The sequence below is a fragment of the Streptomyces yerevanensis genome, assembly GCF_000716805.1.
In the GTDB taxonomy this organism is placed as follows: domain Bacteria; phylum Actinomycetota; class Actinomycetes; order Streptomycetales; family Streptomycetaceae; genus Streptomyces; species Streptomyces flaveus.
Genome location: NZ_JNWJ01000052.1, coordinates 32,515 through 56,185 on the forward strand (window position 1 = coordinate 32,515; position 23,671 = coordinate 56,185).

Consider the following 23,671-nt stretch of genomic DNA (forward strand, 5'->3'; position numbering starts at 1 on the left):
GAAACATGGACAACAATCCCGTCATCAGCACGGTCACCGACATCGCCGCTTCCCCCGAGGAGGTGTGGAAGGTCCTGACCGACTTCGCCGGATACGCACAGTGGCACCCCGACCTGAGCTTCGTCGAAGTGCCCGCCGAAGTCCTGCCCGGAACCCTGCTGCGGGCCCGTCTGTCGAACGGATCCGAGATGGACGGGGAGTACGACTTCACGGTCCTCCACTACGAGGCACCGCGACGGCTTGCCTGGGAGGGCGGCGTCCCCGGGGTCGTCACGGGGGAACACTCCTTCCTCCTCGACCCGCATGACGGCGGAACGCGAGTCACGGATTCCGAGAAGTTCAGCGGCCCGGCCGCTGTGGATGCCGTGGAGCCCAACCGGGCCAAAATGGAGGAGAACGGCGCAAGCTACGGCAGGGCCCTGAAGGAACGACTCGAATCCGGCCACTGACCGCCCCGCGCAGCCCCCACACCGGACATCCGTCCGCGCACCGGAACACTTCCGCGCCCGCAGACCGCAGTTGCACACCCGCCACGGTCTGCGGGCGCCGACGGGTTACGCCCGAAAACGCGGGCCCTCACCACAAGGAACAGCGATGAACCACACCCTCGGCATCATCGGAAGCGGCAACATCGGCGGCGCGGTGGCGCGCCTGGCCGTCGACGCGGGCATCGACGTGGTGCTCAGCAACTCGCGCGGCCCCCAGACCCTGCGACATCTCACCGACCGCCTCGGCCCCCGGGTGCGTGCGGCCACTTCGACGGAGGCCGCCGCGGCCGGCGACTGGACGCTCGTCGCCGTCCCCTTCAGCGCCGTACCCCACCTGCCCGCGGACGCCCTCGCCGGGAAGACCGTCATCGACGCGAACAACTACTACCGACTCCGGGACGGCGTCATCGCCGAACTGGAGACGGGCAGCCTGACCGCGGGAGAGCTGTTCCAGCGGTACGTGCTGGGCGCACGGACGGTCAAGACGTTCAGCACCATCTACTTCGAGCACCTCATCTCCCTCGCCCGCCCCGCCGGGTCCCCCGACCGCAGCGCGCTCCCCATCTCCGGCGACGACGACACGGCCAAGAAGTCCGTCACCGCTCTGCTCGACCGTCTCGGCTACGACACCGCCGACGCCGGCACCACCACCGAGAGCTGGCGCGTCCAGGAGGGCAGCCCCGCCTACGTCCTCCCCTACCTGTCGGACCCCCGACTGCCCTGGCCCCGCGACCCGGGAAAGCCGGCCGACGCCAAGGAGATCCGTACGGCCCTGGAACAGGCACACCGCAGGTCCTGAACAGGAGAGAACCGGCTCGTCCACCGAGCCCTGGGAGGAACAGGCCGGCCAGTGACGTTGAGAAGACGTCACCGGCCTCATCACGGAGACGCCGGGCCGACGCCGACGAGGGCGGCATCGACCAACGACTCCGCGATGGATCGCGCGCACGCGGCGGTGTGGCTGCTGTTGAGTGCGGTACCGCGTGCGGCCGCGCCGTCGAAGAGCAGCGCCAGTTGCTCACCGAGGGTTTCCGGGTCGTCGACGCCGGCCTGCCGTGCGATGTCCGTGAGGCGGCGGGCGAACTCCCTCTTGTACGCCGCGGCCAGTTGGTGGGCGGAATGTCCGGGGTCGGGTACCTCGGCGCTGACGTTCAGGAACGGGCATCCCCGGAACGGAGCGGTGGTTTCCGGCCGCTTCCAGTCGAAGATGGCGAGGAGCTGCTCACGTGGGCTCGGTGTCGGCCGGTCGGGCGACGGGGGGACGGGCAGGAGAGCGTCCACCAGGGACTGCAGGTATGCCCCGACGAGCTCGTCCTTGCTCGGGAAGTGCGTGTAGAGGGTGCGTTTCGATACTTCGGCGACGGTCGACAGCTGGTCCATCCCGGTCGCGTTGACCCCCTGCGCCGTGAACAGCTGGGTCGCCGCTTTGAGGATCCGTTCCCGGGCGCCACGCCCACGACGCCGACGTACGGGGTGAGATTCGGTCACACCCTTAAGGATACCGATCGTTTTACATAAGCCGGTGAGCCAGCTACGGTGGAGACTTAAGTAGACCGATCGTCTTACTTAGCCACGCCCCGCATCACGCTGTACGCGGATGGGTGGTTCGCCGGCGCCGCACCCGTCCAGGGCGCACTCGGCGCCCCCTTCACGCCCCGGCCGGGCCAACGTCCGGACCTGCGCCTGACAGGCCACCGCCCGCCCCGACCGTCGATGCGAAATCAGCACCAAGGAGACCTGATGCGTTACACGACCTTCGGACGACGGACCGGACTGCGCGTCTCCGAGTACGCACTCGGCACGGGGAACTTCGGCACCGGCTGGGGTGCCGGTGCCGAGCCGGACGAGGCTCGCCGGATGTTCGACAGGTTCGCCGAGGCCGGCGGTACGTTTCTCGATACCGCGGACGGCTACCAGTTCGGCGAGTCCGAAGAACTGGTGGGGAAGTTCGTCGCCGCCGACCGGGACCACTTCGTCCTGGCCACCAAGTTCACCAACGGAGCCACTCCGCAGCCCGGCATCTCCAGGACGGGCAACAGCCGCAAGAACATGGTCACTTCGCTGGAGGCGAGCCTGAAGCGCCTTGGCACCGACTACATCGACCTGTACTGGGTCCACTTCCCCGACGACCTCACACCCATGGAGGAGATCCTGCGCGGACTGGACGACCTGGTCAGCTCCGGCAAGATCCTCCACGCCGCCCTGTCCAACTTCCCCGCATGGCGCGTCTCCCGTGCCGCCACCCTCGCGGACCTGAAGAACTGGGCACCGGTCACGGGCATCCAGATCGAGTACAGCCTCGTCGAGAGGACCCCCGACCGCGAACTGCTGCCGATGGCCGAGAGCCTGGGCCTCGGCGCCGCCCTGTGGTCCCCGCTCGGCGGTGGACTGCTCACCGGCAAGTACCGCCGCAGCGCCGAGGGACGGCTGAGCGATCTCAAGACACTCGTGCACACCGAGAGCACCGACCAGAAGACCGCCGTCGTCGACACCGTCCTGGCCATCGCCGAGGAGACCGGCGCGACGCCCGCCCAGGTGTCGGTGGCCTGGCTGCGTGAGCGTGCCGCTCAGGCGTCGACCTCGTTCGTGCCGATCATCGGTCCGCGCAACCTCACCCAGCTCGACGACTACCTGGGCGCCCTGGACGTCCAGCTCACCCCGAAGCAGTTCGCGCGCCTGTCGGACGTCAGCGCAATCCCCCTCGGAGTGCCCCACGAGGCGACCACCGGCGCCCGAGACGCCGTCCAGGGCGGTGACGCCTCCCTCGTCACCCAGCCCGCGGCGCCCGTGGCCTGAGCTGCGGATCCTGCCGCCGGCGACCCCATTCCGTCGACGCCGCTTCCGTCCCGCACCGTGCGCGCGGTTCGGGGCGGTGCCGTTGACCTGGCCACGCCACGTCCCGCCAGGTGTCACAGACCCCGTCGTGTCGACCGATCAACGTTCAAGGCGGCGGCCGGCTCGCCACCGGCAAGCTCCGCTACCGCGAGACCGTGAGGGAGGGCCTCGACAACACCTTGGACGCCTTCCTCGCGCTGATGCGGGGCGAGATACGTCGGAAAGGTGATCGTCAAGCTCTGGCTCCACCTTCGATGGACCGCGAAAGGGGCCTGCCGTGCGTACGGCAGGCCCCTTTCGCGTTGGTCGTTGGTCGTTGGTCGTTGGTCGTGGGCACGGTCGGCGCGCCAGAGGCGGGGCGCACCCTCTCTGCGCAGACCGCTTGCGCTCATCGACTCTTCCTGTTTAGGATTACGATCGTACTTCAATAAACCTACTTCACCAGGAACCCCCATGGACCTCTCCACCAGCACCGCCCTTGTCACCGGAGCCAACCGTGGCTTCGGCCGGGCCCTCGCCGCCGAGCTGCTCCGCCGCGGCGCCACCGTCTACGCCGGCGCCCGCAACCCCGACCAGGTGGACCTGCCGGGCGTCAGGCCGATCGCGCTCGACATCACCGACCCCGCCTCCGTCGCGGCCGCCGCCAAGGCCACCGGCGACGTGACCATCCTGGTCAACAACGCGGGATCGTCCACCGGCGCCGACCTGCTGACCGCCGACCTGGACGCCGTCCGCCTGGAGATGGACACCCACTACTTCGGCACCCTCTCGGTGACCCGCGCCTTCGCACCCCAGATCGCGGCCAACGGCGGCGGGGCGATACTGAACGTCCTGTCCGGCCTGTCCTGGGTCAGCTTCCCGGACTTCGGCGCCTACTGTGCCGCCAAGTCCGCCGAGTGGTCGCTCACCAACGCCCTGCGCCTCCAGCTCGCCGGCCAGGGCATCCGCGTGGCCGGCCTGCACGTCGGCTACATGGACACCGACATGGTCCGAGCCGTCGACGCGGCCAAGTCCGACCCGGCCGACATCGCGCAGATCGCCGTCGACGGCATCGCCGCCGGCGCCTACGAGATCGTCGCGGACGACGCCTCCCGCCAGGCGCAGGCCGCACTGGCCGGAGGCGTCTCCGTGCTCTACCCACAGCTCCCCTGAGTCACATCGCCTCCGGCGCCAACAACACCGGCCGCTTGTCGGCCAGCTCGCCGACAAGCGTCAGTACGGCCACGCCGATCAGAAACCGGTCCGCCACGTCGCCGCTCATCCCGAGCGCCCTGTTCAAGGCGTTGGCCTGCGGCTCCGGGAGCGCACTGATCCGCTCCGTCACCGGCCACAGCAACTCGTGCAGTGCGGCGAACGTCAGCCCCGACTCCAGCCGAGTACCCCGACACCTCAGGACGGTGAAGTCCGCGGCGGCGGACTCGGGTAATGGATTGCTGCCGCCCTGTTCAACCACGTTCGGCAATTCCATGACGGATGCGGTGACGGATGCGCTTCCAGCGCTCCGACTCGTAGCGTCGTGCGCGACCAGTGCACCCGCGAACTCAACCGGACGCCTGGCTGACGCCGCCCCCACACATCGACCTGACTGCGCGCGACAAGAGGGCGCAGCATGCCCTGAAAAGGAATATCACCATGGGAATCAGTCCAGAAGCACAGCAGTTCGTGGAGTTCCTCGCGAGCACGAACGCGAAGTTGGTCACACCCGGCCTCGACCTGGCCGTCGTCCGCGACATCGCCGACTCGCACCACAAGGCGTCGACCGAGCCGGAAGGCGTCACCTACGCCGAGGTCGACGCGGACGGCGTCCCCGCGCTGTGGGCCATCCCCGAGGGCGCCGACCCCGACAAGGCGCTGCTCCACTTCCACTTCGGCGGATCGGTCACCGCCTCGATGCACTCGGACCGCAAGGCCGCCGGCCACATCGCCAAGGCGGCCGGCGCCCGCTCCCTCGTCGTGGACTTCCGCCTCGCGCCCGAGCACCCCTACCCCGCGCAGCTCGACGACGCCGAGACCGCCTACCGGTGGCTGCTCTCCCAGGGCTACGAGCCGCGGAACATCGGCAGCACGGGCCACTCGATCGGCGGATCCCTCGCGGTGATGCTGCCGCTGCGCCTGCTCGCGAAGGGCGAGGCCACCCCGGGCGCGATCGTCAGCGTCTCACCGTGGACCGACCTCACCATCCAGAACCCGTCGGTGGACGCGAACGAAGACAACGACAAGATGCTCAGCCGGAACACCCTCGAGCTCTTCCGCGGAGCCTGGCTGCAGGACCCCGCGGTGGACTTCACCGACCCCGCGATCAGCCTCGTGAACGCCGATCTGACCGGCCTGCCCCCCACGACCGTCCACTACGGCGAGTACGAGACCCTCGCCGACGACGGCGCCCAGCTCGGCCGCCGCCTCACGGACTTCAAGGTCACCACCGAGGTCCACCCGATGCCCGAGGGCCAGCACTCCTTCGTCCTGGGCGCCGGACGCGTACCCGAGGTGGACCAGGCGATCCAGCAGATGGGCCAGTGGCTCCGTAAGCACCTCGGCGCCTGAACAGAAACACCCTCGTCACCGTCGGTGGTCCTCCGCACCGAGGACCACCGGCTTCCATCCCCAGACCAGATCCGACCCGACCCGACTCGGCGAGGACGGCCGGCCATGCGTAACGGTCCGCTCCGAGTCCTTCTGCATCGTCGTCGGCAGGCCGACCGCATCCAGATGGCGCCCATGAACCATCCGACGATGCGCGTCCACGGCGTGGCATCGGGAGGGCTGCCCGAGCGGCACAACCCGGCAAAGGAGACGACTGATGACTACGAACGCCACGTCCGGCGATGCCCTGCACGGCCCCGGCCTGACCGACGTTCGCGACATGGTCATGGCACATGACGCGTTCCGCCGCGCCCTGCGCTCCAGCGCGTCACTGGTGAGCGCGGTCAACGACGGTGACCGTAAACGGGCCGGCGTGCTCGCCGACCACCTGGAGTTGATGCTCGGCCTGCTCGTCCACCATCACGAGGGCGAGGACGCGTTGCTGTGGCCCATGCTGCTGCAGCGTGTGCCCGAGGAACTGGCTCCCCTGGTGCACCTGATGCAGTCCCAGCACGAGGCGGTGCACGGGATGCTCGCCGAGGTCACCGCCCTGATTCCGCCCTGGCGAGTCAACCCCACCAGCGCGGCCCGCAGCCGGCTGGCCGACCGCGTCGAGCACCTCCTCGTCCTGCTGGAGGAGCACCTGCATGACGAGGAGAAGCATCTCCTGCCGGTCGCCGCACGCACCGTCACCCAGCCCGAGTGGGACGCGGTCGCCGAACGCAACCTCAAAAGCCTGCCGCCCTCCAAGGCCCCCATGGTCTTCGGCCTCTTCATGGAGGTCGGTGACCCGGAGATCATCGCGCAGCAACTCGCCAAGGCGCCTGCGCCGATCCGTCTGCTGCTGCGCCTCACCGCCCGCCCCGCCTGGCGCCGCTATCAGGCCCGCGTTTTCGACGCCTGACGATCGCCCGGCCGCATCGGGTTACGGAAAGCTGACGGAGGAGTCCTCAACTCACTCGGGCGACCTCATACGAAAGGCCGGGCCGGGGACGCTCTCGATGTCCTTCGCCTGCACCGGGTGGCCTCGCTCGCAGCGAATCTCGACGTCGATGTGCGCGCCGCACTCACGGTGTCGCGCCAGCACCGCCGGCCCCTCCGGGTCGGCGCGGTAACGGTCACCCCACTGCAGCAGCCCCATCACGGCCGGCACCAGATCCATGCCCTTAGCGGTGATCACATACTTCGGCCGACTCCGCGAACCGGGCTCCTTGTACGTCTCCGTCGCCAGGATCCCTTCCTCCACCAGCATCCGAAGCCGCGTCGCCAGAAGGTTGCGAGGACAGCCCAGGACACGTTCGAAGTCACCGAACCGGGACGAGCCGTACCACACCTCACGCAGGATCAGGATCGTCCACTTCTCACCCACGATCTCAAGGGTCCGCGCGATCGAGCAGTTGGACGTGTCCCGGTCGAGTCGGGGGTCCATGCCGGTGTCTTGAAGAACTTCGGTCCACGCATCCATGGGAGCGATAGTAACCGCTTGGGTTTATTTTTAGATACTCAGCCTTCGATGCCACGATCGGCGTCGGCACCATCCTGTCGCTCTCGCCGTTGGCGATGAGCACGGGCTGATGGATGACGGAGAGGATCCCAGCGAGCACCAGGTACGTGCCGCGCCAGGAGAACTGGTTGCCCACCTGATCGGCACTGCTGGCGCCCCGCCCCGGACTGCGCGCCGTAGCCGCCCGCAAGTCCGAGACTGTCCGGGCGGCCGGCGTGGGTCGTCCCGGACACTGCCGGCGCCAGCCGTCCCGGAGCGACTTGCCTCCAACCCGGACGCTGGAGGCAAGTGCCCGGCAGTGGCTGCGCCGTGTGATCGTGAGCTGGTCCGATCGCGATCGTGGAGCACGATCAGACCGTCGCGAAGCCCAGCACCAGCGGAGCCACGGCAACGAGCATGATGACGGCCGGAATACTGGCCCCCTTCTTGTCGCCTCCACGGAGGTGTGTGATCACGGCGCCCAGGAAGTACAGGACGACACCGATCGCCGCCGCGATGCCCAACGGTCGGTAGGCGATACCGACGAGCAGCCCCAGAGCACCCGCGATCTTGACCAGGCCGAGCGGCAAGAACCAGCTGTCGGGCACCCCGAGCGCCTTGAGCCCTTCTGTGATCTTCGGATCGCGGGTGATGTCGGGAACGGCGGAGAAGACCAGCAGCAGGGACACCGCGACAGCGAGGACGACATAGGCGATGAACACGGAGAACTCCGGAGGGAGAAGGGGACCGTCGATCGGTCCGGGAATACAGGGCGGCAAGCGAGGAGCCAGCCCCGCGCCGAAAGCTTGGCGGAGAGCCGCCGACGGAAGGGCGGAGTCGGCCGGCCGCGTACCGCACGATGCGTTCCTCCATCGCGGCAGCCGGGGCGTGTGCCCCGGCTGCCGCCCTGATCAGGTCAGGTCGGGTCAGTGTGCCGCGTGGGCAAGGAGCGCCGTGAAGTTGATCCTTCCGGTCTGCAGTTTCGGGTCGTGGGGCTCGGGGACGCCGCCGTTGGTGACGTACAGCCTGTTGCCGCGAACCGCGGTCGCCGACGGTGAGGCGAGGCCGTCCGCGCTGGTCAGGACGGGCTTGTAGGTGCCGTTCGGGTAGACCACCACGACCCTGTCCGGACCGTTCTGCGAGGAGGAGCCGTTCTGCGCCACGAACACCACGTCGGAGCGGGGGGTCAGGAAGCTGAAATCGTCGATGTTGGGCAGGCCGTCCGCGACAGGGCGGATGGGACCGGCCGCGCCGGTCCCGGTGACCGGTACCCGCAGCAGTGTTCCCTTGTTGAAGTTGCTGGCCCACAGCGCGCCGTTGTGGAACCTGAGCCCGTTGACACCGATCGGCAGGGCTTCGGTCGGCACCGGCGCCAGAGCAGCATCGGTCAGCCACGGGGTCGCCGATCCGCCCGAGACCGGAACGGACCAGATGATGCCCTTCAGGCTGTCCGCGATATAGAGGGTGCGTCCGGCCGCATCGATGGCCAGCCCGTTGGGGCCCGAGTCGGCGGGCAGAGCGGCGATGCGCTGAGGGCTGCCGCCCGGACCAAGCGCGTACACGCCGTTCCTGGCCGCGTTGCCCGGGGCCCACACGCTGTAGTAGACGGTGCCGTCACTGCCACGGGTGTTGCCGCTGATCGCCTCACCCACCTGCCCGGTGACGAGCACGGTGCGCTCTCCGGACGCGGAGATACGCATCAGCTGCGGCCCGTGGGTGCGCTCGCACACCGCGCAACTGCCGAGCATGGACAGGGTCACCGAGCCGTCGGGGTTGGCGGTGATGTTCTCGGGGATCTCGCCGGCGGCGTAGTCGAACGTCGCCGCGGTGCGTACGTCGGTGACAACGGATCCACGATACGAGTGTCCCGAGGACCCCGAGTGTCCCGTTCCCGCGGACGCGGACGGCGCCGACCCCAGGACGGCCGCGGACGCGGTGACCGCCAGCGCGATGGAGACGTTCCTCTTCAGAAAACGTCTCGCGCTCGATGCACTGCGCCGGGCCGTTTGCTGGCGTTGCTGCATGACTCTCCTTGGCAAATTCAACGAGTGACTGATCAATGGACTTTCGGCGACATCACTGACGTCTCCGACCTCAGCGATGTCGGACACAGCGAGACATCCGGGCGGAGTCGGCGCCCGTGGAACCGGACCGTGATGTCAGCCGGGCAGGCGGTTGGTCTTGCGGATCTGCTTGTCGAACGTCCCGGCGGGGACGAGGCGGCGCGCCGTGGTGACGCGTGAGGCCAGCGGGCCGGCGGTGTAGCGCAGCTTCGGCTTCTTGTCCGTGGCCGCAGTGACGATCGCTTTGGCGACGACGGCGGGGTCGTCGCCGTCCTTCATCGCCTGCTCGATCATCGCGTCGAAGCCGCGCCGTCGCTCCGCGTACAGGGGCAGCGGGGTGTCGGGCTGTGCGGCGTTGGTGTCGAAGCTGGTCTTGGTGTAGGCGGGCTGGACGAGGAGGACCCTCACGCCGTGCTCGCGGACCTCGTGGTCCAGCGACTCGGAGTAGCCCTCGATGGCGTGCTTGGAAGCGACGTAGAGGGCCATGAAGGGCTGGGGGGCGACGCCGAGGACGGACGAGATGTTGATGACGCGTCCACCTCCCTGGGAGCGCATGTGCGGCAGGACGGCCTTCGTCATACGCATGACACCGAGGACGTTGATGTTGAAGATGCGCTGGGCCTGGGCGACGGAGTTCTCCTCGACGGCGCCCGCCGAGCCGATGCCCGCGTTGTTGACCAGGACGTCGATGCGTCCGAACCGGTCGACCACCTCTGCAACCGCGGTGGTGGCCGAGTCATCACTGGCCACGTCGAGATCGAGGTAGGTCACCCCGTCGGGCGGGATGAGTTGAGAGGTCTTGCGGCCGGTGCCGATCACCTCGAAACCCGCCGCGGCCAGGGCGCTGGCCGTCTCCTTGCCGATCCCCGATGTGGCACCTGTCACGAGCGCCACCGGCCGAGTTGTCGCCATCACGAGCTCCCTTGGTTTTTGAATTACGTTCGTACGCCTTACGTTCGTACGACCATATGGCGGTCGTCGACCGATGGCAAGTGGTCACGTCCGGCGATCCGAGAAAGACCCGGGAAACGCGAGGTGTCAGCGTTGCTGGTTGGCGATGCCGATGTAATGCCCGAGGCGGTACTCGAAGTCGATGCCGGCCTGCTCGACGACGGCCTGCGTTTCGGCGGCGCGAGCGAGGAACCCGGGGAGGGTGAGGGAGTGGGCGAACTCGCGGTAGGCGGCGACCAGATCCGCGTCCGGGGGCAGGGATGCCCGGTTGATCTGGGCTTTGGCCGAGGCGAGTGAGGTGCGGTCGAAGGAGGCGAGCCGGGCGACGATCGTGTCGACGAAGGCGTCGAGTTCGCTGTCGGGGAGAGCACGGGTGACCCAGCCCCAGCGTTCGGCGGTGTCGGCGTCGTAGTCGTCGCTGGTGAGGATGGCTTCCAGGGCGCGGTCGCGTCCGATGGCGCGCGGGAGGCGTTCGCTGCCGCCACCGCCGGGGAGCAGTCCGCTGCCGACCTCCGGCTGCCCGAAGATCGCTTCCTCCCGGCTGGCGTACCGCAGATCGAGGGCGAGGGCGAGTTCGTTCCCGCCGCCGCGGGTGCGTCCGCGAATGGCCGCGATGGTGATGTAGGGCGCTTTGGAAAGTTTCAGGACCAGATCCGTCCAGGCCGGCACCGCGTTCTCGTCCTCGGGGGCGGGGAAGTCGGCGGCGGCGGCCAGGTCGAAGTGGTTGTAGAAGAAGTCGGGGGTGGCGCTGTCGAACACCACGACCTGGATGTCCGGGTCGGTGGCCAGTTCCTCGACGATCTGGATGAGGCGCAGGACGGTCTCGCCGGCGATGAGGTTGACGGGCGGATTAGCGAAGGTGATCTTCGCGACCTGGGGTGAGGTGCGCTCGTAGTGGATGGTGCTGTGCTCGCTCATGATCTGGCTCCAGATGTGTGCGGGATAGCGGATGGCGACGGGGCGTCAGTGCGACGGGGGCGCCTGAGGCGGATGGGTTGCCGAGCAGGTCCGGCGGTCTTGCTCCCGGCCGTTGCCGCTCACTCACTCCTGGTAGTGCGGGAGGATCTCGCCGTTCTTGACGTAGGTGAGGGCGGCGGTGACGTCGTAGGCGTGGATCGCGGAGACCAGCGGTGCCAGCTGGTCGGACAGGTCCTGGACCACGTTGCCGGTGAAGAAGGCGTCCCGTGCCGCGGTGTCGGTGAACCCGAGCATGAGGGAGGCGTGGAAGTGCTGGTCGTGGGGGTTGTCGTGGGCGACGTTCGGGGTGTCCCAGAGCTTTTCGATCCAGGGCAGGAACGTCTGGGTGCGCAGCTCCTTCAGCACTCCGGTGCCGGCGAGTGCGGGCACGAACTGCTTCTTGACGAGCTTCCGGAACTCACCCGCACCGGCCCCGTCTCTGCGGCGCAGGTAGACCAGGACGCGGGCACCGACCTTCTCGCCCGGGTCTGCGACGTCGTACCAGCGGGATGAGTTCGGCGGGCCGGCGTAGAGCAGGGTGCGGCGGAACACGTTGATCTCGTCCTGGTAGGCCAGCTTCGTCTGCTTGCGCCCCTGTGAGGGCGAAAGCGCCGATTGGAAGGTGACTTCCGCGACGCCGTCGATCTTCCGGTCGACGGGGATCGAGGTCTCCACTCCCTCGGTCGCCGGCCACCGGCCCGGGTTGTGCTCGGCGAGGTGGATCTGGCGGTACTCCTCCATGCCCGGGGTTGCGGAGATGATCTCTGAGTGCGGGCCCTTCCAGTAGTCCATGCCGGTCTGGCGGGGCTGGTCGGTGCGCACCCACAACAGGATCGAGGAGGTGAAGTGCTTCTTCACGTCCAGTTGCGCGGCGGCCGGTGGCATGCTCATGGTGTTGCCTTTCTCTTCCTGGTCAGACGGTGGTCATCGGGCGAGGAACTCGACCGCGAGCGGGGAGAACTCCTCGTGGTACTGGAAGATGCCGCCGTGACCGGAGTCGGGGTAGATGATCAACTCGCTGCCCTTGATACGCCGGTGCAGGTCCTCGGAGAGGATCGAGGGGACCATGCGGTCGTTGTCGCCGTTGGCGATCAGCGTGGGATGGGTGATCTTCGATAGGTCGTCGGGGGTCGAGAGCCCCCACTTCTTGATCGCCTTCAGCTGCGTCTGGAACGCCTTGACCTTGATCTTCGCGTCGCGGTCGACGGTGCGTTCATTGAGCCGGTCGACGAACGCGCGCGCGGCGGCCTTGCCGACGGAGTCGCGGTTGAAGAACAGGAACTCCTTGGGGTCCGACCGGGTCAAGGTGGCGCGCAGCGTGTCCCAGTACGTGGTGGCGACAACCTTCTCGATGTCCTTGCCGCCCTTGGGACCGGTGCCGGTGAGAACGAGTTTGCGGACGAGTTCGGGGTGCTTCACCACCAGGGCCTGGGCGACGAAGCCGCCGAGGGAGAAGGAGAAGATGTCGATCTTGTCGAAGCCGAGCGCCGAGATGAAGGCGTAGGCGTCGTCGGCCATGGCCTCGACGCTGTCCGGCACCTGGCCGGTGGAGGCTCCGACACCGCGGTTGTCGAAGGCGATGACGTGACGGCCCTTGGCGATGGGGTCGATGATGCGCGGGTCCCAGTTGTCCAGGGTCGCGGCGAGGTGGACGAAGAAGACGACGGGGACGCCACCCCTGGGCCCCAGCTCGCGGTAGGCGTAGGTGACACCGCCGGCGGTGACGGTGCGGGCCGGGGCATTCGCGTAGGAGGTGATGACGGGTTCGTTCGGGGTGGCGTTGGTGCTCATGACGGCTTCTCCTTGCTTGTTCTGTGTCGGTGCGGTTCGGGCCGCCCGTCGCGGTCGCGGCGGGATCGGTAGTCGCCGGTGATGGCTTGCTTTGCTGCGGACGCCGCCATGGGACAGGGACTGCATCGCCTGCGGGGTCTGGTCGAAACCGGACACTTTTCCCGCGACCGGGCGCGCTACGCCCTGGTCGACGAGAGCGGTGATCTGGCGAAGCTGATCGCCGCCGACGTGTGTGAACAGGAACCCGTACATCTCGCCGCGCTTCTTCGCCTGCTTGCGGATCTTGTCGCTGATGTCGCTGAGGCCTGCGACGGCCAAGAGCATCAGCGGGTTCAGGCCGGCCTCGCGGGCGAACGCGGGGTTGGGGACCAGCGATCCCGATGGCTCTACCGCCGGGCTTGAGCACCCATAAGCACTTCTCCAGCTTCTCCCCGCCGAGGCTGCCCGGCACCAGGTCGTGGACCTCCAGGTGATGCTCGAAGTTCTGGGCGCGGTAGTCGATCACCGTGTCGGCCCCGACTCGCGCACGAAGCCCGTGTTCGAGCAGTCGGCGGTCGTGGCGACGGCCCCGAAACTGCCGGACCATCCGGCCTACCAGCAGATCATGGCGGTGTTCGCCGCGGCCGACGCGCCGCTGCGGGCGCGGCAGGTGTACAAGGCGACGGACATGGAGATCGCGCCCAACAACATCAACAACACCCGCCTCAAACTCAAGCGGCTGACCGAACGCGGAATCCTGGTCGAGACCGAGCAGGGCTTGTTCACCCAGCCGCGGTCGTAGCCACTCGGCGACGTCACGGCCGGCCCGCCTGCCCCTCCCGAAAGGGTGAAACAGGCACCAACTCACGCAACCCTCTCAGGACTGCAACTGGGCGAAGAGCGACGCCAGGTCGATGAGGCCCCAAGCCTCGGTGATCTTCCCGTCGACCACCTTGAACATACGGAACTCCAGCACCTTGAAGGATCGGCCGGTGGCGGGAGTGCCATTGAAGGGCCGGGTGCTCGTGCCGGCCCAGATGAAGCCGATCGCGAGCCAATCGTCCTCGGCGACGACACGGACCGGCGTGAAGGTGATGTCGGGGAACGCGTCGAAGACCGACGCCACCACCGCGCGGTTCTCCTCGACGCCGGTGGTGGTGCCGTCGGCGGCGTACAGGCGGGCGTCCGGCGCGAACAGGGCGAACGCGCCGTCGGTGTCCCGCAGGTTGAGTTGCCTGATCAACTCATCGGCAAACTGGTGCAAGTCGGCGGTCGACGTTCGGGTCTCGACGTTCGAGGAAGACATGTGCTTCTCCAATGCGGATGGACGGAGCGGCTCCGCCCCGGTGACGGACAGTGGAATCGGGTCGAACAGGCGGGTTGGACGAGCAGGGTCTGGCACGTTTTCGGCCTGCGCGAGCGCGACCGTCCCTTCCGAGCCCGGGACGCGCCGGTCACGAGCGTCATCGCCAGGAGGGCGATCACCCATTGCCTTACGATCGTAATTCTATCGGGGTGGCCGAGAGGCCGCAAGCGAGTTCCGAGGCGAGTGGGATCGTGTGGCGGCCTACCGGTCGAGCACCGGGGCACGCCGTCAGCCGTGAATGTCACTGCGGGGAACGGCACGGCGGGGAACGGGGCGCAGCGTGTGCGGCAGCGAGCGCGTCGCGTCGGCGATGACGAACACCTGACGATCACCCGGAAGACCGTCACTGCTCTCGCGGACCGTCTCTCAGTCGGTGGCGGTGGGCCGGTCCCAGCCTTCCCAGCGCAGGAGGCGGCCGGTCCCGGCCTTGGCCTCGACACCGTGGTCGGTCATCTCGAATGCGCCGAAGTCCAGGACGTACAGGGCCGGATCACCGGGCGCGAATCCGACATCGATCGGCCGGTGCAGGTCGGGCTCGGACGGCAGGCCACGGGTGGACCAGCCGTCCGGGTCGACCATCAGCAGGTGTCGGCCGAGTTTCGGTCCGCCCGGTGGGAGCGTCATCGGGGCCTCGTCCCCGAACAGCGTGATCACCAGCTGTCCGGCGAGCGGGGAACTCGGCGGGGCGACGGCGAACTTGGTCGCCGCGACGTGTGCCTCGAAGTCCAGCACGGCTTGCTCCGGGAGCGGAAGCCGGTCGTGGTTGGCGAGCAGGAACGTGGGCTGGGGGCCGCGCTGGGGCTTGAACCTGGGGTCGGTCACCGGGATCCCGCCGATGAAGTCCGGCCAGCCGTACCATGCGCCCTCGCGCACTTCGAACAGCAGGTCGGGCGCGTCTCCGATGGGACGACTGCCCCGGTCGTCCGCTCCCTGGTCCACCGCGAGGAGCCGGCCGTCCGGCAGGAACCCGAGCCCGAAGGCATTGCGCAGTCCCCAGGCCACCAGTTCCAGGTTGCCGCCGTCGAGGTCGCAGCGCATGACGGCCGCGGAGCAGGGCAGTGCGGCCCCGATCTGCTGACCGGGACGGGTGGCGGTGCCGAAGGGGACGAACGCGCCGGTGACGGCCTGCGCGCCGGGTGTGCTGGTCAGCGGGTCGTGGGTGGTGACGTTGACGCCGGTCAGCTCTATGTCGAGACCGGGAAGGTCGTACGAATGCGGGAGCCGGCCCAGCCAGCCGAGTTCGTAGGCGTCCAGGCCGATGATCCCCAGGTTGGACATCGCTCCCTGAGCGAAGTACAGCTTGTCGTCGGGGCCCGCCACCGCCATGTCGACGTGGTAGTTGCCGGGTCCGGGCAGGCCGTCGACGATGACGGTGCGCTGCCCGTCGGGACCGATCCGGGTGATCTGGCCGGCACCGCCCTCGGACACGTACAGGTAGCCCTGGTGCCACAGAAGCCCGGTCACCGGAGGGGCCAACTGATCGGCGATGAGCCGGCGGTCGGCGCCGTCCTTGCCGAGGCGCCAGATCCGGCCGCCCGGCGCGGCACCGCCGAACGGCAGCCCCGACTCGGCCACATAGACTCCGTGATCGTCGTCGAAGGCCAGGCTGGTCGGGAAATCCAGCCCGTCGGCCACTGCGGTCATGCCGTATCTCCATCTTTGGTGGGGGGACGTTTTCGTGGGTTCGGCCTTCCCACAAGTAGTCGCAGGAGCCGAAACGGCCTGCCGGAGAAATCCGACGGACCGTCATGTCCGGCGGAGGCTCATGGACGCCAGGGCGTCACGCCCTGGCGGGCCCTGTCATTGCCTGCGTCCCCGACGTTAGGGATGAAGGGCTGGAAGCGGATCCGTCACCGTATCCGTCATGGAGCTGCCGATGCGGTCGAGCTGTCTGCGTCGAGGTCCCTGTGGCGTCTGACTGACTCGACCCCGACGCCCCACGTGTGGACTCGGTCTGCCTTCACTTACGGTCGGCCCACAGTGCGCCCTTCAGCGCCCGTGCCTGCCGGCGCCAGAACTCCCGCGAGACCTCGGCCTTGGGAAACACCAGGTCGAAGCCGTGGAAGGCGCCGGGGATGATGTCGAGGTCACAGGGGACGCCGCTGTCACTCAGCCGACGCGCGTACTCGACGTCTTCGTCGTGGAAGAGATCGAGGGTGCCGACGCCGATCCAGGCCGGAGGAAGACCGGTGAGATCCTCGCGGCGGGCTGCGGCCGCGTATGGGGAGACGTCCGGGCCCGCGACGGCGTCGCCGAGGTAGGACGACCAGGCGTACCGGTTGCTCTTGGGCGTCCAGAGGCGCACCTTGAGGGTGTCTAGGTCGGTTCTCGTCGTCGTGCGGTCGTCCAGCATGGGATAGAGCAGCAGTTGGAACACCGGCCGGATCTCGGCCCGGTCATGGGCGAGCAGCGCGAGGGCCGCGGCGATTCCGCCGCCTGCGCTGGCCCCGCCGATCGCGATGCGATCGATGTCGATGTGCAGGTCGCCCGCGCGCTCGGCCAGTCCGCGCAGTGCGGCGTAGGTGTCCTCGACCGCGGCGGGTGCGGGATGGTCCGGCGCCAGTCGATAACGGACCGCGGCGACGGTGATGCCGAGCTCGCGGGCGAAGGCGATGTTCGTACGGTCGTCCAGCTCGGGTGCGCCCATGATCGTCCCGCCTCCGTGTATCCAGAGCAGCGCCGGAGCCGCTGCCTTCAGGCCGGTCGGCTGGAAGACGCGAAGCGAGACGGGCGGTGCGTCCTTCGGCCCGGGCACGACCAGCTCTTGAACCGTGACGCCCGTCCCTGGATCGGTCGGGCGTATCTTCCGGCTCCGCACGATGCGCGACGACAGGCGTCCGACGGACACATTGGGGATGAAGCGACCTCGTGCGAGATCGGGGTGGAAGGTACTCATCGGGTCCTCGTTTCTTCCCCTCATGGAGGGTGTACGGAATCGTCCGGCCGCCCGGCCGGTGGTCGGCCTCGAGAGTGGGGACGGTCATCAAGCCGGTGCGACGGATGCCGTCGCGCAGTTGCTCGCCGGCCAACGTGCATCGTGATCGTTCTCAGGCGCGAGATCGTTCTCAGGCGCGAGCCGATCGAGTCGCACGCTGGTCCCCGGCCCGCGGCCGTCAGGCGGCGGTCATCCGGTTGAATTTGCGCACGGACTTGTCGAAGGTCCGGGCGGGGAGGATGCGGCGCAGCACTTTGAGGCGTGGGGCGAGCGAGCCGGCGGGATAGCTCAGTTTCGGCTTCCGGTCGGTCGCTGCCGCGACGACCACCTTGGCGATGACGGCGGGATCGTCGCCGCCCCTCAGCTGCTCCTGTGTCACCTCGTCGTAGATGGCCCGTTGGCGGGCGTATACCGGCACAGGGGTGTCGGCTTGCACCGAGTTCGCGTCGAACGGGGTGTTGAAGGGGCCGGGCTGGACGCGCAGGACCCGAACGCCATGCTCGCGGATCTCGTGGTCCAGGGACTCGGTATAGCCCTCGACCGCGTGCTTGGTCGCGATGTAGACGGACATGAAGGGGTTGCCGACGAACCCGCCCAGGGAGGAGATGTTGATGACGCGTCCGCGGCCCCGGCCGCGCATGTGCGGCAGGACGGCCTTGGTCATGCGCATGAGGCCGAAGACGTTCACGTCGAACACGCGCTGCGCCTGAGCGACGGAGATTTCCTCGGCGGCGCCGTCGATGCCGAGCCCGGCGTTGTTGACCAGGACGTCGATCCGCCCGAACCGCTCGATCACCTGCTGGACGACGCTGCTCACCGAGTCGTCGCTGGTCACGTCGAGGGCGAGGAACGTCACACCGCCACTGGAAGCGCTCCCCGACGTCTTCCGGCTCGTCCCGACCACGTCGAACCCCGCCTCGACGAGTGCGTGCGCTGTCGCCTTGCCGAGCCCCGAGGACGCGCCCGTCACGAGTGCTACCGGCCGATTTGATGCCATGACTGCCTCCCGAAGTCTTTATATTACGATCATAATTACATGGAGGTCCGCTCGGCACAACCCTGGATCGCGATCGCCGACATCCCCGCACCTGCGTCAGTCGTGTACGCCCCTGGCCGCCGCGCACTCACACCCACGGCCGTCGACCCCGTGTCGACCCCGTACTCGCCCTGGGCCGCACTCCCGCCATTCACCCGGGCTGGAGCCGTTCACGGACATCGCACTGCGCCAGGTCACGCTCTTGGAGTGAGTCGGCGCCGCCGGCCGACGGTTTCGAGCGCCCGTGCCGCAAGCGCGGTCGGCTCGGGCAGGCGGCTCGGGCAGGCGGCTCGGGCAGGCGGCTCGGGCGGCGAAGCAGTCGCCGTCCGCCAGGCAGGACGCCTGCCATGGGCTCGTACAGCCGCCCTTGGCTCGTTGCCCTGGGAGAACCCCTCAGTTCCGATGCCGTACGTCGAAGTGCGCGGAGTGCGCGGTCAGCTTGCCGAGCAAATCGATGAGGGTCCGCTGCTCGTCCTCACTGAGGGCGCCCGCCCACTCCTGTTCACGTGCGTTGTGCGCCTGGAAGGCAGCGGTGATCGCATGCAGGCCGGCCTCGGTGAGGCCCAGCTGGACCGCGCGCCCGTCGTAGGAGGCGCGCTCCTTGCTCACCAGGCCGTCCCGTTCCAGCGTGTTCACCAGCGCCGACACGGCGGCTCGGCTCATGCCGGACAGCTCCGCGACCTTCTTCGCCTCGACCGGGCCCGACAGCCAGATGGCGAACAGCACTCGGAAGCCGGGCCATGACCAGCCGCGAGGCCGGTGTACGGCGGATTCGAGGTCGTAGACGAGCATGTTGGCCGCGCGGTGGAAGGTGAGCACCAGCCGCATGGCGAGCGGGTCGATGCCGGGGAGTTCTCGCGAGACCCGGTCGACGGCGTGGTCGATGAACGACCAGAAGTGCAGGTGGTCGGCATCCAGCGGTTCCGGTTCCTGGGTCACAGTCGGAGTCTAGGTCGGCCAGGTCGGGCGGCATCACGGACCGCACTCGGGAAGCGGGCACGCGTCGGCACCCCGTCCAGGTTTCCGGATCGTGAAAAACCTTCGCCCGAGGGCTTCCCCAGAGATGCCGACGGGGGTACGGTCCCCAATTAATCAAAGCATTGATTACATGCGCTGAGCAGTAGTTGAGCAATAGTTGTTGTGTTTTGTCCCCTAGGCCTTCAGGGGACAGGTCTCCTCCCGGCCGTGCGTCCCGATGCACGGCCTGGTAGCCCCGGCCGTTCCGCCTCCGCCTCCGTCGACGGGGATGGTGTGGGGGGCGATCGATCCGAAGGAACCTCGTATGCCCGAAGCACTCGCTCCCCCCAGTCCCGGCGCGCTGCGTGCCTGCATGTCCCGTTTTGCCACCGGCGTCACGGTGGTGTCGTACGCGACCGACAGCGGTCCGCGGGGCGCCACCATGAACTCCTTCACGTCCGTGTCCGCCGAACCGCCGCTGGTCCTGGTCAGCGTCGCCCGCCGGGCCCGCTGCCACGACCAGCTGGCCGACGGGCCCTTCTGCGTGAACATCCTCGGCGCCGAACAGGAGCAGTTGGCCCGGCTGTTCGCCGGGGCCCCGAGCACCGCGGAGCCCCGCTGGGCAGAGGGCGCGCGCGTCCCCCGGCTGGCCGACCCGCTCGCCTGGGTGGAGTGCGAGCCCTGGCGCGCGTACGACGGCGGCGACCACACCCTGGTCCTCGGCCGCGTCACCGACCTCGGTCACCGCGACGGCGACGCCCTGACCTACGCCTGGAGCCGTTTCGCGTCCACGACCGAGTCGACCGACGGCATCGAGCACCTCTTCTGAAGCCCTTCCGCCCGGCCCACCGCCCTCTCGAGCCCCACCCCACTCCCCAGGAGAACCTCCATGGCCGCACGCACCGGCAAGGAATTCCTCGAGCGCCTCTCCCAGTCCCGCCCCACCGTGCACATCCAGGGTGAGACGCTCACCGGAGGAATCCAGGAGCACCCCGCTTTCCGCAACGTGGTGCGGACCTACGCCGAGCTGTACGACCTCCAGCACAGCGACGAACACAAGGACGTCCTCACGTACGCCTCCCCCACCTCCGGTGAGCCGGTCGGCACGTCCTTCCTCACTCCGCGCACACCCGACGATCTCGTCAAGCGCCGTAAGGCGTTCAAGGTGTGGGCCGACCACAGCAACGGCATGCTGGGCCGCACCGGCGACTACATGAACAGCTCCCTGATGGCGCTCGCCTCGGCCGCCGACTGGTTCGCCCAGGCCAACCCCGCCTTCGGCGAGAACATCCGCCGCTACTACGAGAAGGCCCGCGAAGAGGATCTGCTGTGCACGCACACGCTGATCCCGCCGCAGGTCAACCGGGCCGTGGCGGGCACCCAGCAGGCGGGCGGCAAGCTCGCGGCACGCATCGTGAAGGAGGACGACAACGGCGTGGTGATCCGCGGGGCGCGCATGCTCGCCACCATCGCCCCCTTCGCCGACGAGATGCTCGTCTTCCCCTCGACCGTGCTCCGCGGCACCCCCGAGGACAAGCCGTACTCGTACGCCTTCGCCATCCCCAACGACACCCCCGGCCTGCGCTACATCGCCCGCGAGCCCCTCGACTACGACCGCCCGCGCCACGACCACCCCCTCGCCTCCCGCTTCGAGGAATCGGACTGCGTGGTCGTCTTCGACGATGTGCACGTGCCCTTCGAGCGCTGCTTCGCGCTCGGTGACGCCGAGCTGTGCAACGGCTTCTACTCCCAGACGTCCTCCGTGGTGCACATGACTCACCAGGTCGTCACCCGCACCACCGCCAAGACCGAGTACATCCTCGGACTGGTGACACTGCTCACGGAGGCCATCGGCATCGAGCAGTTCCAGCACGTCCAGGAGGACATCGCCGAGATCATCACCACCCTGGAGACGCTGCGCGCCTTCCTGCGCGCGGCGGAAGCCGACGCCGAGGTCAACGAGTACGGGGTGCTGACCCCGGCCTGGGCCCCCCTCAACGCCGCCCGCAACCTCTATCCCAAGCTCTACCAGCGCTTCCCGCAGATCCTGCGCAAGCTCGGCGCCTCCGGCCTGATGGCCACCCCGACCGAACTCGACATCACCGGCCCGGCGGCCGCCGACATCGAGGCCTACCTCCAGTCGGCCACCCTCACCGGCCCCGAGCGCGTGAAGCTCTTCCGTCTCGTCTGGGACACCTGTATCTCGGCCTTCTCCAGCCGCCAGGCCCTGTACGAGTACTACTTCTTCGGCGACCCCGTCCGCATGGCCGGCGCGTACGTGAAGTCGTACGACCGCGAGCCGTACAAGGCGAAGGTCCAGGACTTCTTGGATCAGCACAGCCTGGAGCGCTCCTGATGACGCACCCCCTGGGGAACCCTCCGTCGAAGATCATCGCTGTCCATCTCAACTACCCCAGCCGGGCCAAGGAGCGCGGCCGGATCCCGGCCCAGCCCTCCTACTTCCTCAAGCCCCCCTCGTCGCTGGCAGGCACCAAGGAGGCCATCGTCCGCCCGGAGGGGTGTGAACTGCTCGGGTTCGAAGGCGAGATCGCCCTGGTCGTCGGCAGCCGGGCCCAGCGGGTGCGGCCGGAGGACGGCTGGTCCCACGTGCGGTGGGTGACCGCCGCGAACGACGCCGGGGTCTACGACCTGCGGTATGCCGACCGCGGCTCCAACCTCCGCTCCAAGGGCGCGGACGGCTTCACCCCGATCGGGCCGCGGCTGCTCGATGCCCGCCAACTCGACCCGGCCGCACTCCAGCTGCGTACCTGGGTCAACGGCGAACTCGTGCAGGACGACACCACCGACACGCTCCTCTTTCCCTTCGGACAGCTCGTCGCCGATCTGTCGAGACTGGTCACGCTGGAGCCCGGGGACGTGATCCTTACGGGCACTCCGGCCGGCGCGTCCGTCGTCTCCCCCGGCGACACGGTGGAGGTCGAGGTCACCGGCAGCGGACAGTCCACCGGGCGGCTGCGCAACCCCATCGCCTCCGGGCCCGCCCTGGAGACGTACGGAGCGATGCCGAGGACGGACGCGGCCGAACGCGAGGCCGCCCACGGAGCCGCGTTCACCCCCGAGCCACTGCTCGACAAACGCATCGAGCAAGGACTGCGTTCGGTCGCGGTCGCCACGCTCAGCGCGCAGTTGCGGGGTCGCGGGCTGCCGCACATGTCCATCGACGGAGTACGTCCCACACAGCCGGACGTGAAGATGGTCGGCGTCGCCCACACGCTGCGCTACCTGCCGCTGCGCGAGGACCTGTTCAAGCGGTACGGCAACGGCATGAACGCCCAGAAGCGGGCCATCGAGCAGCTGCGACCCGGCCATGTGCTGGTCATGGACGCCCGCCGGGACACCTCCGCCGGCACCCTCGGCGACATCCTCGCCCTGCGTGCCCAACAGCGCGGCGCGGCCGGGGTGGTCACCGACGGGGGCCTGCGCGACAGCGTCGCCGTCACCGAACTGGGGCTGCCCGTCTACCACGGCGGAGCCCACCCCTCCGTCCTCGGCCGCCGCCATGTGCCGTGGGACACGGGAGTGCCGATCGCCTGCGGCGGAGCCCTCGTGCAGCCCGGCGACCTGCTGGTGGGAGACGCGGACGGCGTGGTCGTCGTGCCGCCCGAACTGGCCGAGGACCTGATCACCGACTGCCGGGAGCAGGAACAGCGGGAGCACTTCATCACCGAGCAGGTGCGCGCCGGACACGACATCGACGGCCTGTATCCCCTCGGTCCCGACTGGCACGAGATGTACGAGCGGTGGCGCAAGCAGCGCAGCACGCAAGGAGAGCACACATGAAATTCCGCAGCGACCCGTCCGCCATCCGCGGATCCATCGCTCCCGCCATCACCCCCTTCACCGCGGACGGAGCCGTCGACCACGACAGCCTGCGCGCGCTGATCCGCTTCCAGCTGGAGTCCGGTTCGCACGGCATCTCGCTGGGCGGCTCCACCGGCGAGCCCAGCGCGCAGAGCGTCAGCGAGCGGATCGCGGGGATGCGGACGGCGGTCGAGGAGATCGGCGACCGCGTCCCGTTCCTGCCCGGCACCGGATCCCACAAGCTTGACGAGACCCTCGAACTCACCGCCGCCGCGGCGGAGTTGGGCGCGGACGCCGCGCTCGTCATCACGCCGTACTACGCGCGCCCCACGCAGGAGGCGCTGTATCAGTGGTACGCGACGGTGGCCCGGGAGTTCCCGGATCTGCCGATCGTCGCGTACAACGTGCCCTCGCGCACGGCCGTC

At 68.6% G+C, this 23,671-nt stretch carries 26 protein-coding genes and 1 pseudogene; 12 read left to right on the forward strand and 15 right to left on the reverse strand.

Annotated features, from left to right (window positions below):
* The first annotated feature begins 5 nt into the window (after window positions 1-5).
* Window positions 6-449 carry an SRPBCC domain-containing protein gene (locus OP79_RS37630; protein ID WP_051745232.1) on the forward strand — a complete coding sequence of 148 codons (444 nt, stop codon included), beginning with the start codon at window positions 6-8 and terminating at the stop codon, window positions 447-449.
* 145 nt (window positions 450-594) lie between these two features.
* On the forward strand, window positions 595-1,287 hold the full coding sequence (locus OP79_RS37635) for an NADPH-dependent F420 reductase (RefSeq protein ID WP_033326912.1): 693 nt from the start codon (window positions 595-597) through the stop codon (window positions 1,285-1,287).
* A gap of 80 nt (window positions 1,288-1,367) precedes the next feature.
* Here OP79_RS37635 and OP79_RS37640 read toward each other — a convergent pair whose 3' ends face one another.
* Window positions 1,368-1,976 carry a TetR/AcrR family transcriptional regulator gene (locus OP79_RS37640; RefSeq protein WP_033326913.1) on the reverse strand — a complete coding sequence of 203 codons (609 nt, stop codon included), beginning with the start codon at window positions 1,974-1,976 and terminating at the stop codon, window positions 1,368-1,370.
* 252 nt (window positions 1,977-2,228) lie between these two features.
* On the opposite strand from OP79_RS37640, the gene OP79_RS37645 reads away from it, so the two are divergent.
* Both OP79_RS37645 and OP79_RS37650 read left to right on the forward strand, forming a co-directional pair.
* Entirely contained in the window at window positions 2,229-3,284 is a 1,056-nt protein-coding gene (locus OP79_RS37645; RefSeq protein ID WP_033326914.1) for an aldo/keto reductase, read from the forward strand.
* Window positions 3,285-3,776: 492 nt separating this feature from the next.
* Complete coding sequence (locus OP79_RS37650; RefSeq protein WP_033326915.1) at window positions 3,777-4,475, forward strand: SDR family oxidoreductase; 699 nt, start codon at window positions 3,777-3,779, stop codon at window positions 4,473-4,475.
* 1 nt (window position 4,476) lies between these two features.
* Here OP79_RS37650 and OP79_RS37655 read toward each other — a convergent pair whose 3' ends face one another.
* The gene (locus tag OP79_RS37655; protein WP_157857427.1) at window positions 4,477-4,791 is read right to left on the reverse strand and encodes a hypothetical protein; all 315 of its coding nucleotides are present in this window, start codon (window positions 4,789-4,791) and stop codon (window positions 4,477-4,479) included.
* A gap of 164 nt (window positions 4,792-4,955) precedes the next feature.
* Between OP79_RS37655 and OP79_RS37660 the strand changes: the two genes are divergently transcribed.
* Together OP79_RS37660 and OP79_RS37665 are read left to right on the forward strand one after the other, a co-directional pair.
* A complete protein-coding gene (locus OP79_RS37660; protein WP_033326917.1) occupies window positions 4,956-5,867 on the forward strand; it encodes an alpha/beta hydrolase in 912 nt (303 codons plus the stop codon).
* A gap of 256 nt (window positions 5,868-6,123) precedes the next feature.
* On the forward strand, window positions 6,124-6,810 hold the full coding sequence (locus tag OP79_RS37665; RefSeq protein ID WP_051745233.1) for a hemerythrin domain-containing protein: 687 nt from the start codon (window positions 6,124-6,126) through the stop codon (window positions 6,808-6,810).
* Between the two features lie 51 nt (window positions 6,811-6,861).
* Here OP79_RS37665 and OP79_RS37670 read toward each other — a convergent pair whose 3' ends face one another.
* From OP79_RS37670 to OP79_RS37700, 7 genes are all read right to left on the reverse strand, one after another.
* Window positions 6,862-7,371 (reverse strand): winged helix-turn-helix transcriptional regulator, encoded by a 510-nt coding sequence (locus OP79_RS37670; protein WP_245685590.1) that lies wholly within the window; start codon window positions 7,369-7,371, stop codon window positions 6,862-6,864.
* A gap of 389 nt (window positions 7,372-7,760) precedes the next feature.
* Complete coding sequence (locus OP79_RS37675) at window positions 7,761-8,111, reverse strand: DoxX family protein (protein ID WP_033326919.1); 351 nt, start codon at window positions 8,109-8,111, stop codon at window positions 7,761-7,763.
* Window positions 8,112-8,315: 204 nt separating this feature from the next.
* Window positions 8,316-9,413, reverse strand: a complete 1,098-nt coding sequence (locus OP79_RS37680; RefSeq protein ID WP_245685591.1) for an SMP-30/gluconolactonase/LRE family protein — start codon at window positions 9,411-9,413, stop codon at window positions 8,316-8,318.
* A 135-nt stretch (window positions 9,414-9,548) separates the two neighbouring features.
* Window positions 9,549-10,364 carry an oxidoreductase gene (locus OP79_RS37685; protein WP_078492256.1) on the reverse strand — a complete coding sequence of 272 codons (816 nt, stop codon included), beginning with the start codon at window positions 10,362-10,364 and terminating at the stop codon, window positions 9,549-9,551.
* A 126-nt stretch (window positions 10,365-10,490) separates the two neighbouring features.
* The gene (locus tag OP79_RS37690; protein WP_033326921.1) at window positions 10,491-11,321 is read right to left on the reverse strand and encodes an enoyl-CoA hydratase/isomerase family protein; all 831 of its coding nucleotides are present in this window, start codon (window positions 11,319-11,321) and stop codon (window positions 10,491-10,493) included.
* 123 nt (window positions 11,322-11,444) lie between these two features.
* Complete coding sequence (locus OP79_RS37695; RefSeq protein WP_245685592.1) at window positions 11,445-12,251, reverse strand: strictosidine synthase; 807 nt, start codon at window positions 12,249-12,251, stop codon at window positions 11,445-11,447.
* Between the two features lie 33 nt (window positions 12,252-12,284).
* Window positions 12,285-13,151 (reverse strand): alpha/beta fold hydrolase, encoded by an 867-nt coding sequence (locus OP79_RS37700; RefSeq protein WP_033326948.1) that lies wholly within the window; start codon window positions 13,149-13,151, stop codon window positions 12,285-12,287.
* Window positions 13,152-13,259: 108 nt separating this feature from the next.
* Here OP79_RS37700 and OP79_RS58665 point away from each other — a divergent pair, with 108 nt between their 5' ends.
* On the forward strand, window positions 13,260-13,553 hold the full coding sequence (locus OP79_RS58665; protein WP_425428665.1) for a hypothetical protein: 294 nt from the start codon (window positions 13,260-13,262) through the stop codon (window positions 13,551-13,553).
* Here OP79_RS58665 and OP79_RS58880 read toward each other — a convergent pair.
* Window positions 13,540-13,656 (reverse strand): annotated as a pseudogene (locus OP79_RS58880) (NADP-dependent oxidoreductase); the annotation flags it as partial. The gene OP79_RS58665 and the pseudogene OP79_RS58880 sit on opposite strands and share 14 nt — an antisense overlap.
* On the opposite strand from OP79_RS58880, the gene OP79_RS57395 reads away from it, so the two are divergent.
* Window positions 13,624-13,932 (forward strand): hypothetical protein, encoded by a 309-nt coding sequence (locus OP79_RS57395; protein ID WP_245685593.1) that lies wholly within the window; start codon window positions 13,624-13,626, stop codon window positions 13,930-13,932. The pseudogene OP79_RS58880 and the gene OP79_RS57395 sit on opposite strands and share 33 nt — an antisense overlap.
* A 75-nt stretch (window positions 13,933-14,007) precedes the next feature.
* On the opposite strand, the gene OP79_RS50720 is transcribed toward OP79_RS57395, so the two are convergent.
* The 5 genes from OP79_RS50720 to OP79_RS37730 form a co-directional block, all read right to left on the reverse strand.
* Entirely contained in the window at window positions 14,008-14,619 is a 612-nt protein-coding gene (locus tag OP79_RS50720; protein ID WP_078492257.1) for an ester cyclase, read from the reverse strand.
* Window positions 14,620-14,862: 243 nt separating this feature from the next.
* Window positions 14,863-16,140, reverse strand: coding sequence for a PQQ-dependent sugar dehydrogenase (locus OP79_RS37715; RefSeq protein ID WP_211270936.1), 1,278 nt, complete (start codon window positions 16,138-16,140; stop codon window positions 14,863-14,865).
* 316 nt (window positions 16,141-16,456) lie between these two features.
* Entirely contained in the window at window positions 16,457-17,392 is a 936-nt protein-coding gene (locus OP79_RS37720) for an alpha/beta hydrolase (RefSeq protein ID WP_051745238.1), read from the reverse strand.
* Window positions 17,393-17,609: 217 nt separating this feature from the next.
* The gene (locus OP79_RS37725; protein WP_033326924.1) at window positions 17,610-18,428 is read right to left on the reverse strand and encodes an oxidoreductase; all 819 of its coding nucleotides are present in this window, start codon (window positions 18,426-18,428) and stop codon (window positions 17,610-17,612) included.
* Between the two features lie 432 nt (window positions 18,429-18,860).
* Complete coding sequence (locus OP79_RS37730) at window positions 18,861-19,406, reverse strand: MarR family winged helix-turn-helix transcriptional regulator (protein ID WP_211270937.1); 546 nt, start codon at window positions 19,404-19,406, stop codon at window positions 18,861-18,863.
* 343 nt (window positions 19,407-19,749) lie between these two features.
* Between OP79_RS37730 and OP79_RS37735 the strand changes: the two genes are divergently transcribed.
* The 4 genes from OP79_RS37735 to OP79_RS37750 form a co-directional block, all read left to right on the forward strand.
* Window positions 19,750-20,253, forward strand: coding sequence for a flavin reductase family protein (locus tag OP79_RS37735; protein ID WP_033326925.1), 504 nt, complete (start codon window positions 19,750-19,752; stop codon window positions 20,251-20,253).
* 60 nt (window positions 20,254-20,313) lie between these two features.
* Window positions 20,314-21,780, forward strand: coding sequence for a 4-hydroxyphenylacetate 3-monooxygenase, oxygenase component (gene hpaB / locus OP79_RS37740; RefSeq protein ID WP_033326927.1), 1,467 nt, complete (start codon window positions 20,314-20,316; stop codon window positions 21,778-21,780).
* Window positions 21,780-23,225, forward strand: coding sequence for a fumarylacetoacetate hydrolase family protein (locus OP79_RS37745; RefSeq protein ID WP_033326929.1), 1,446 nt, complete (start codon window positions 21,780-21,782; stop codon window positions 23,223-23,225). Before hpaB ends, OP79_RS37745 begins: the two co-directional genes overlap by 1 nt.
* Window positions 23,222-23,671, forward strand: a 450-nt coding sequence (locus OP79_RS37750) for a dihydrodipicolinate synthase family protein (protein ID WP_033326930.1), incomplete at its 3' end; no start/stop codon positions are given. The genes OP79_RS37745 and OP79_RS37750, both read left to right, overlap by 4 nt.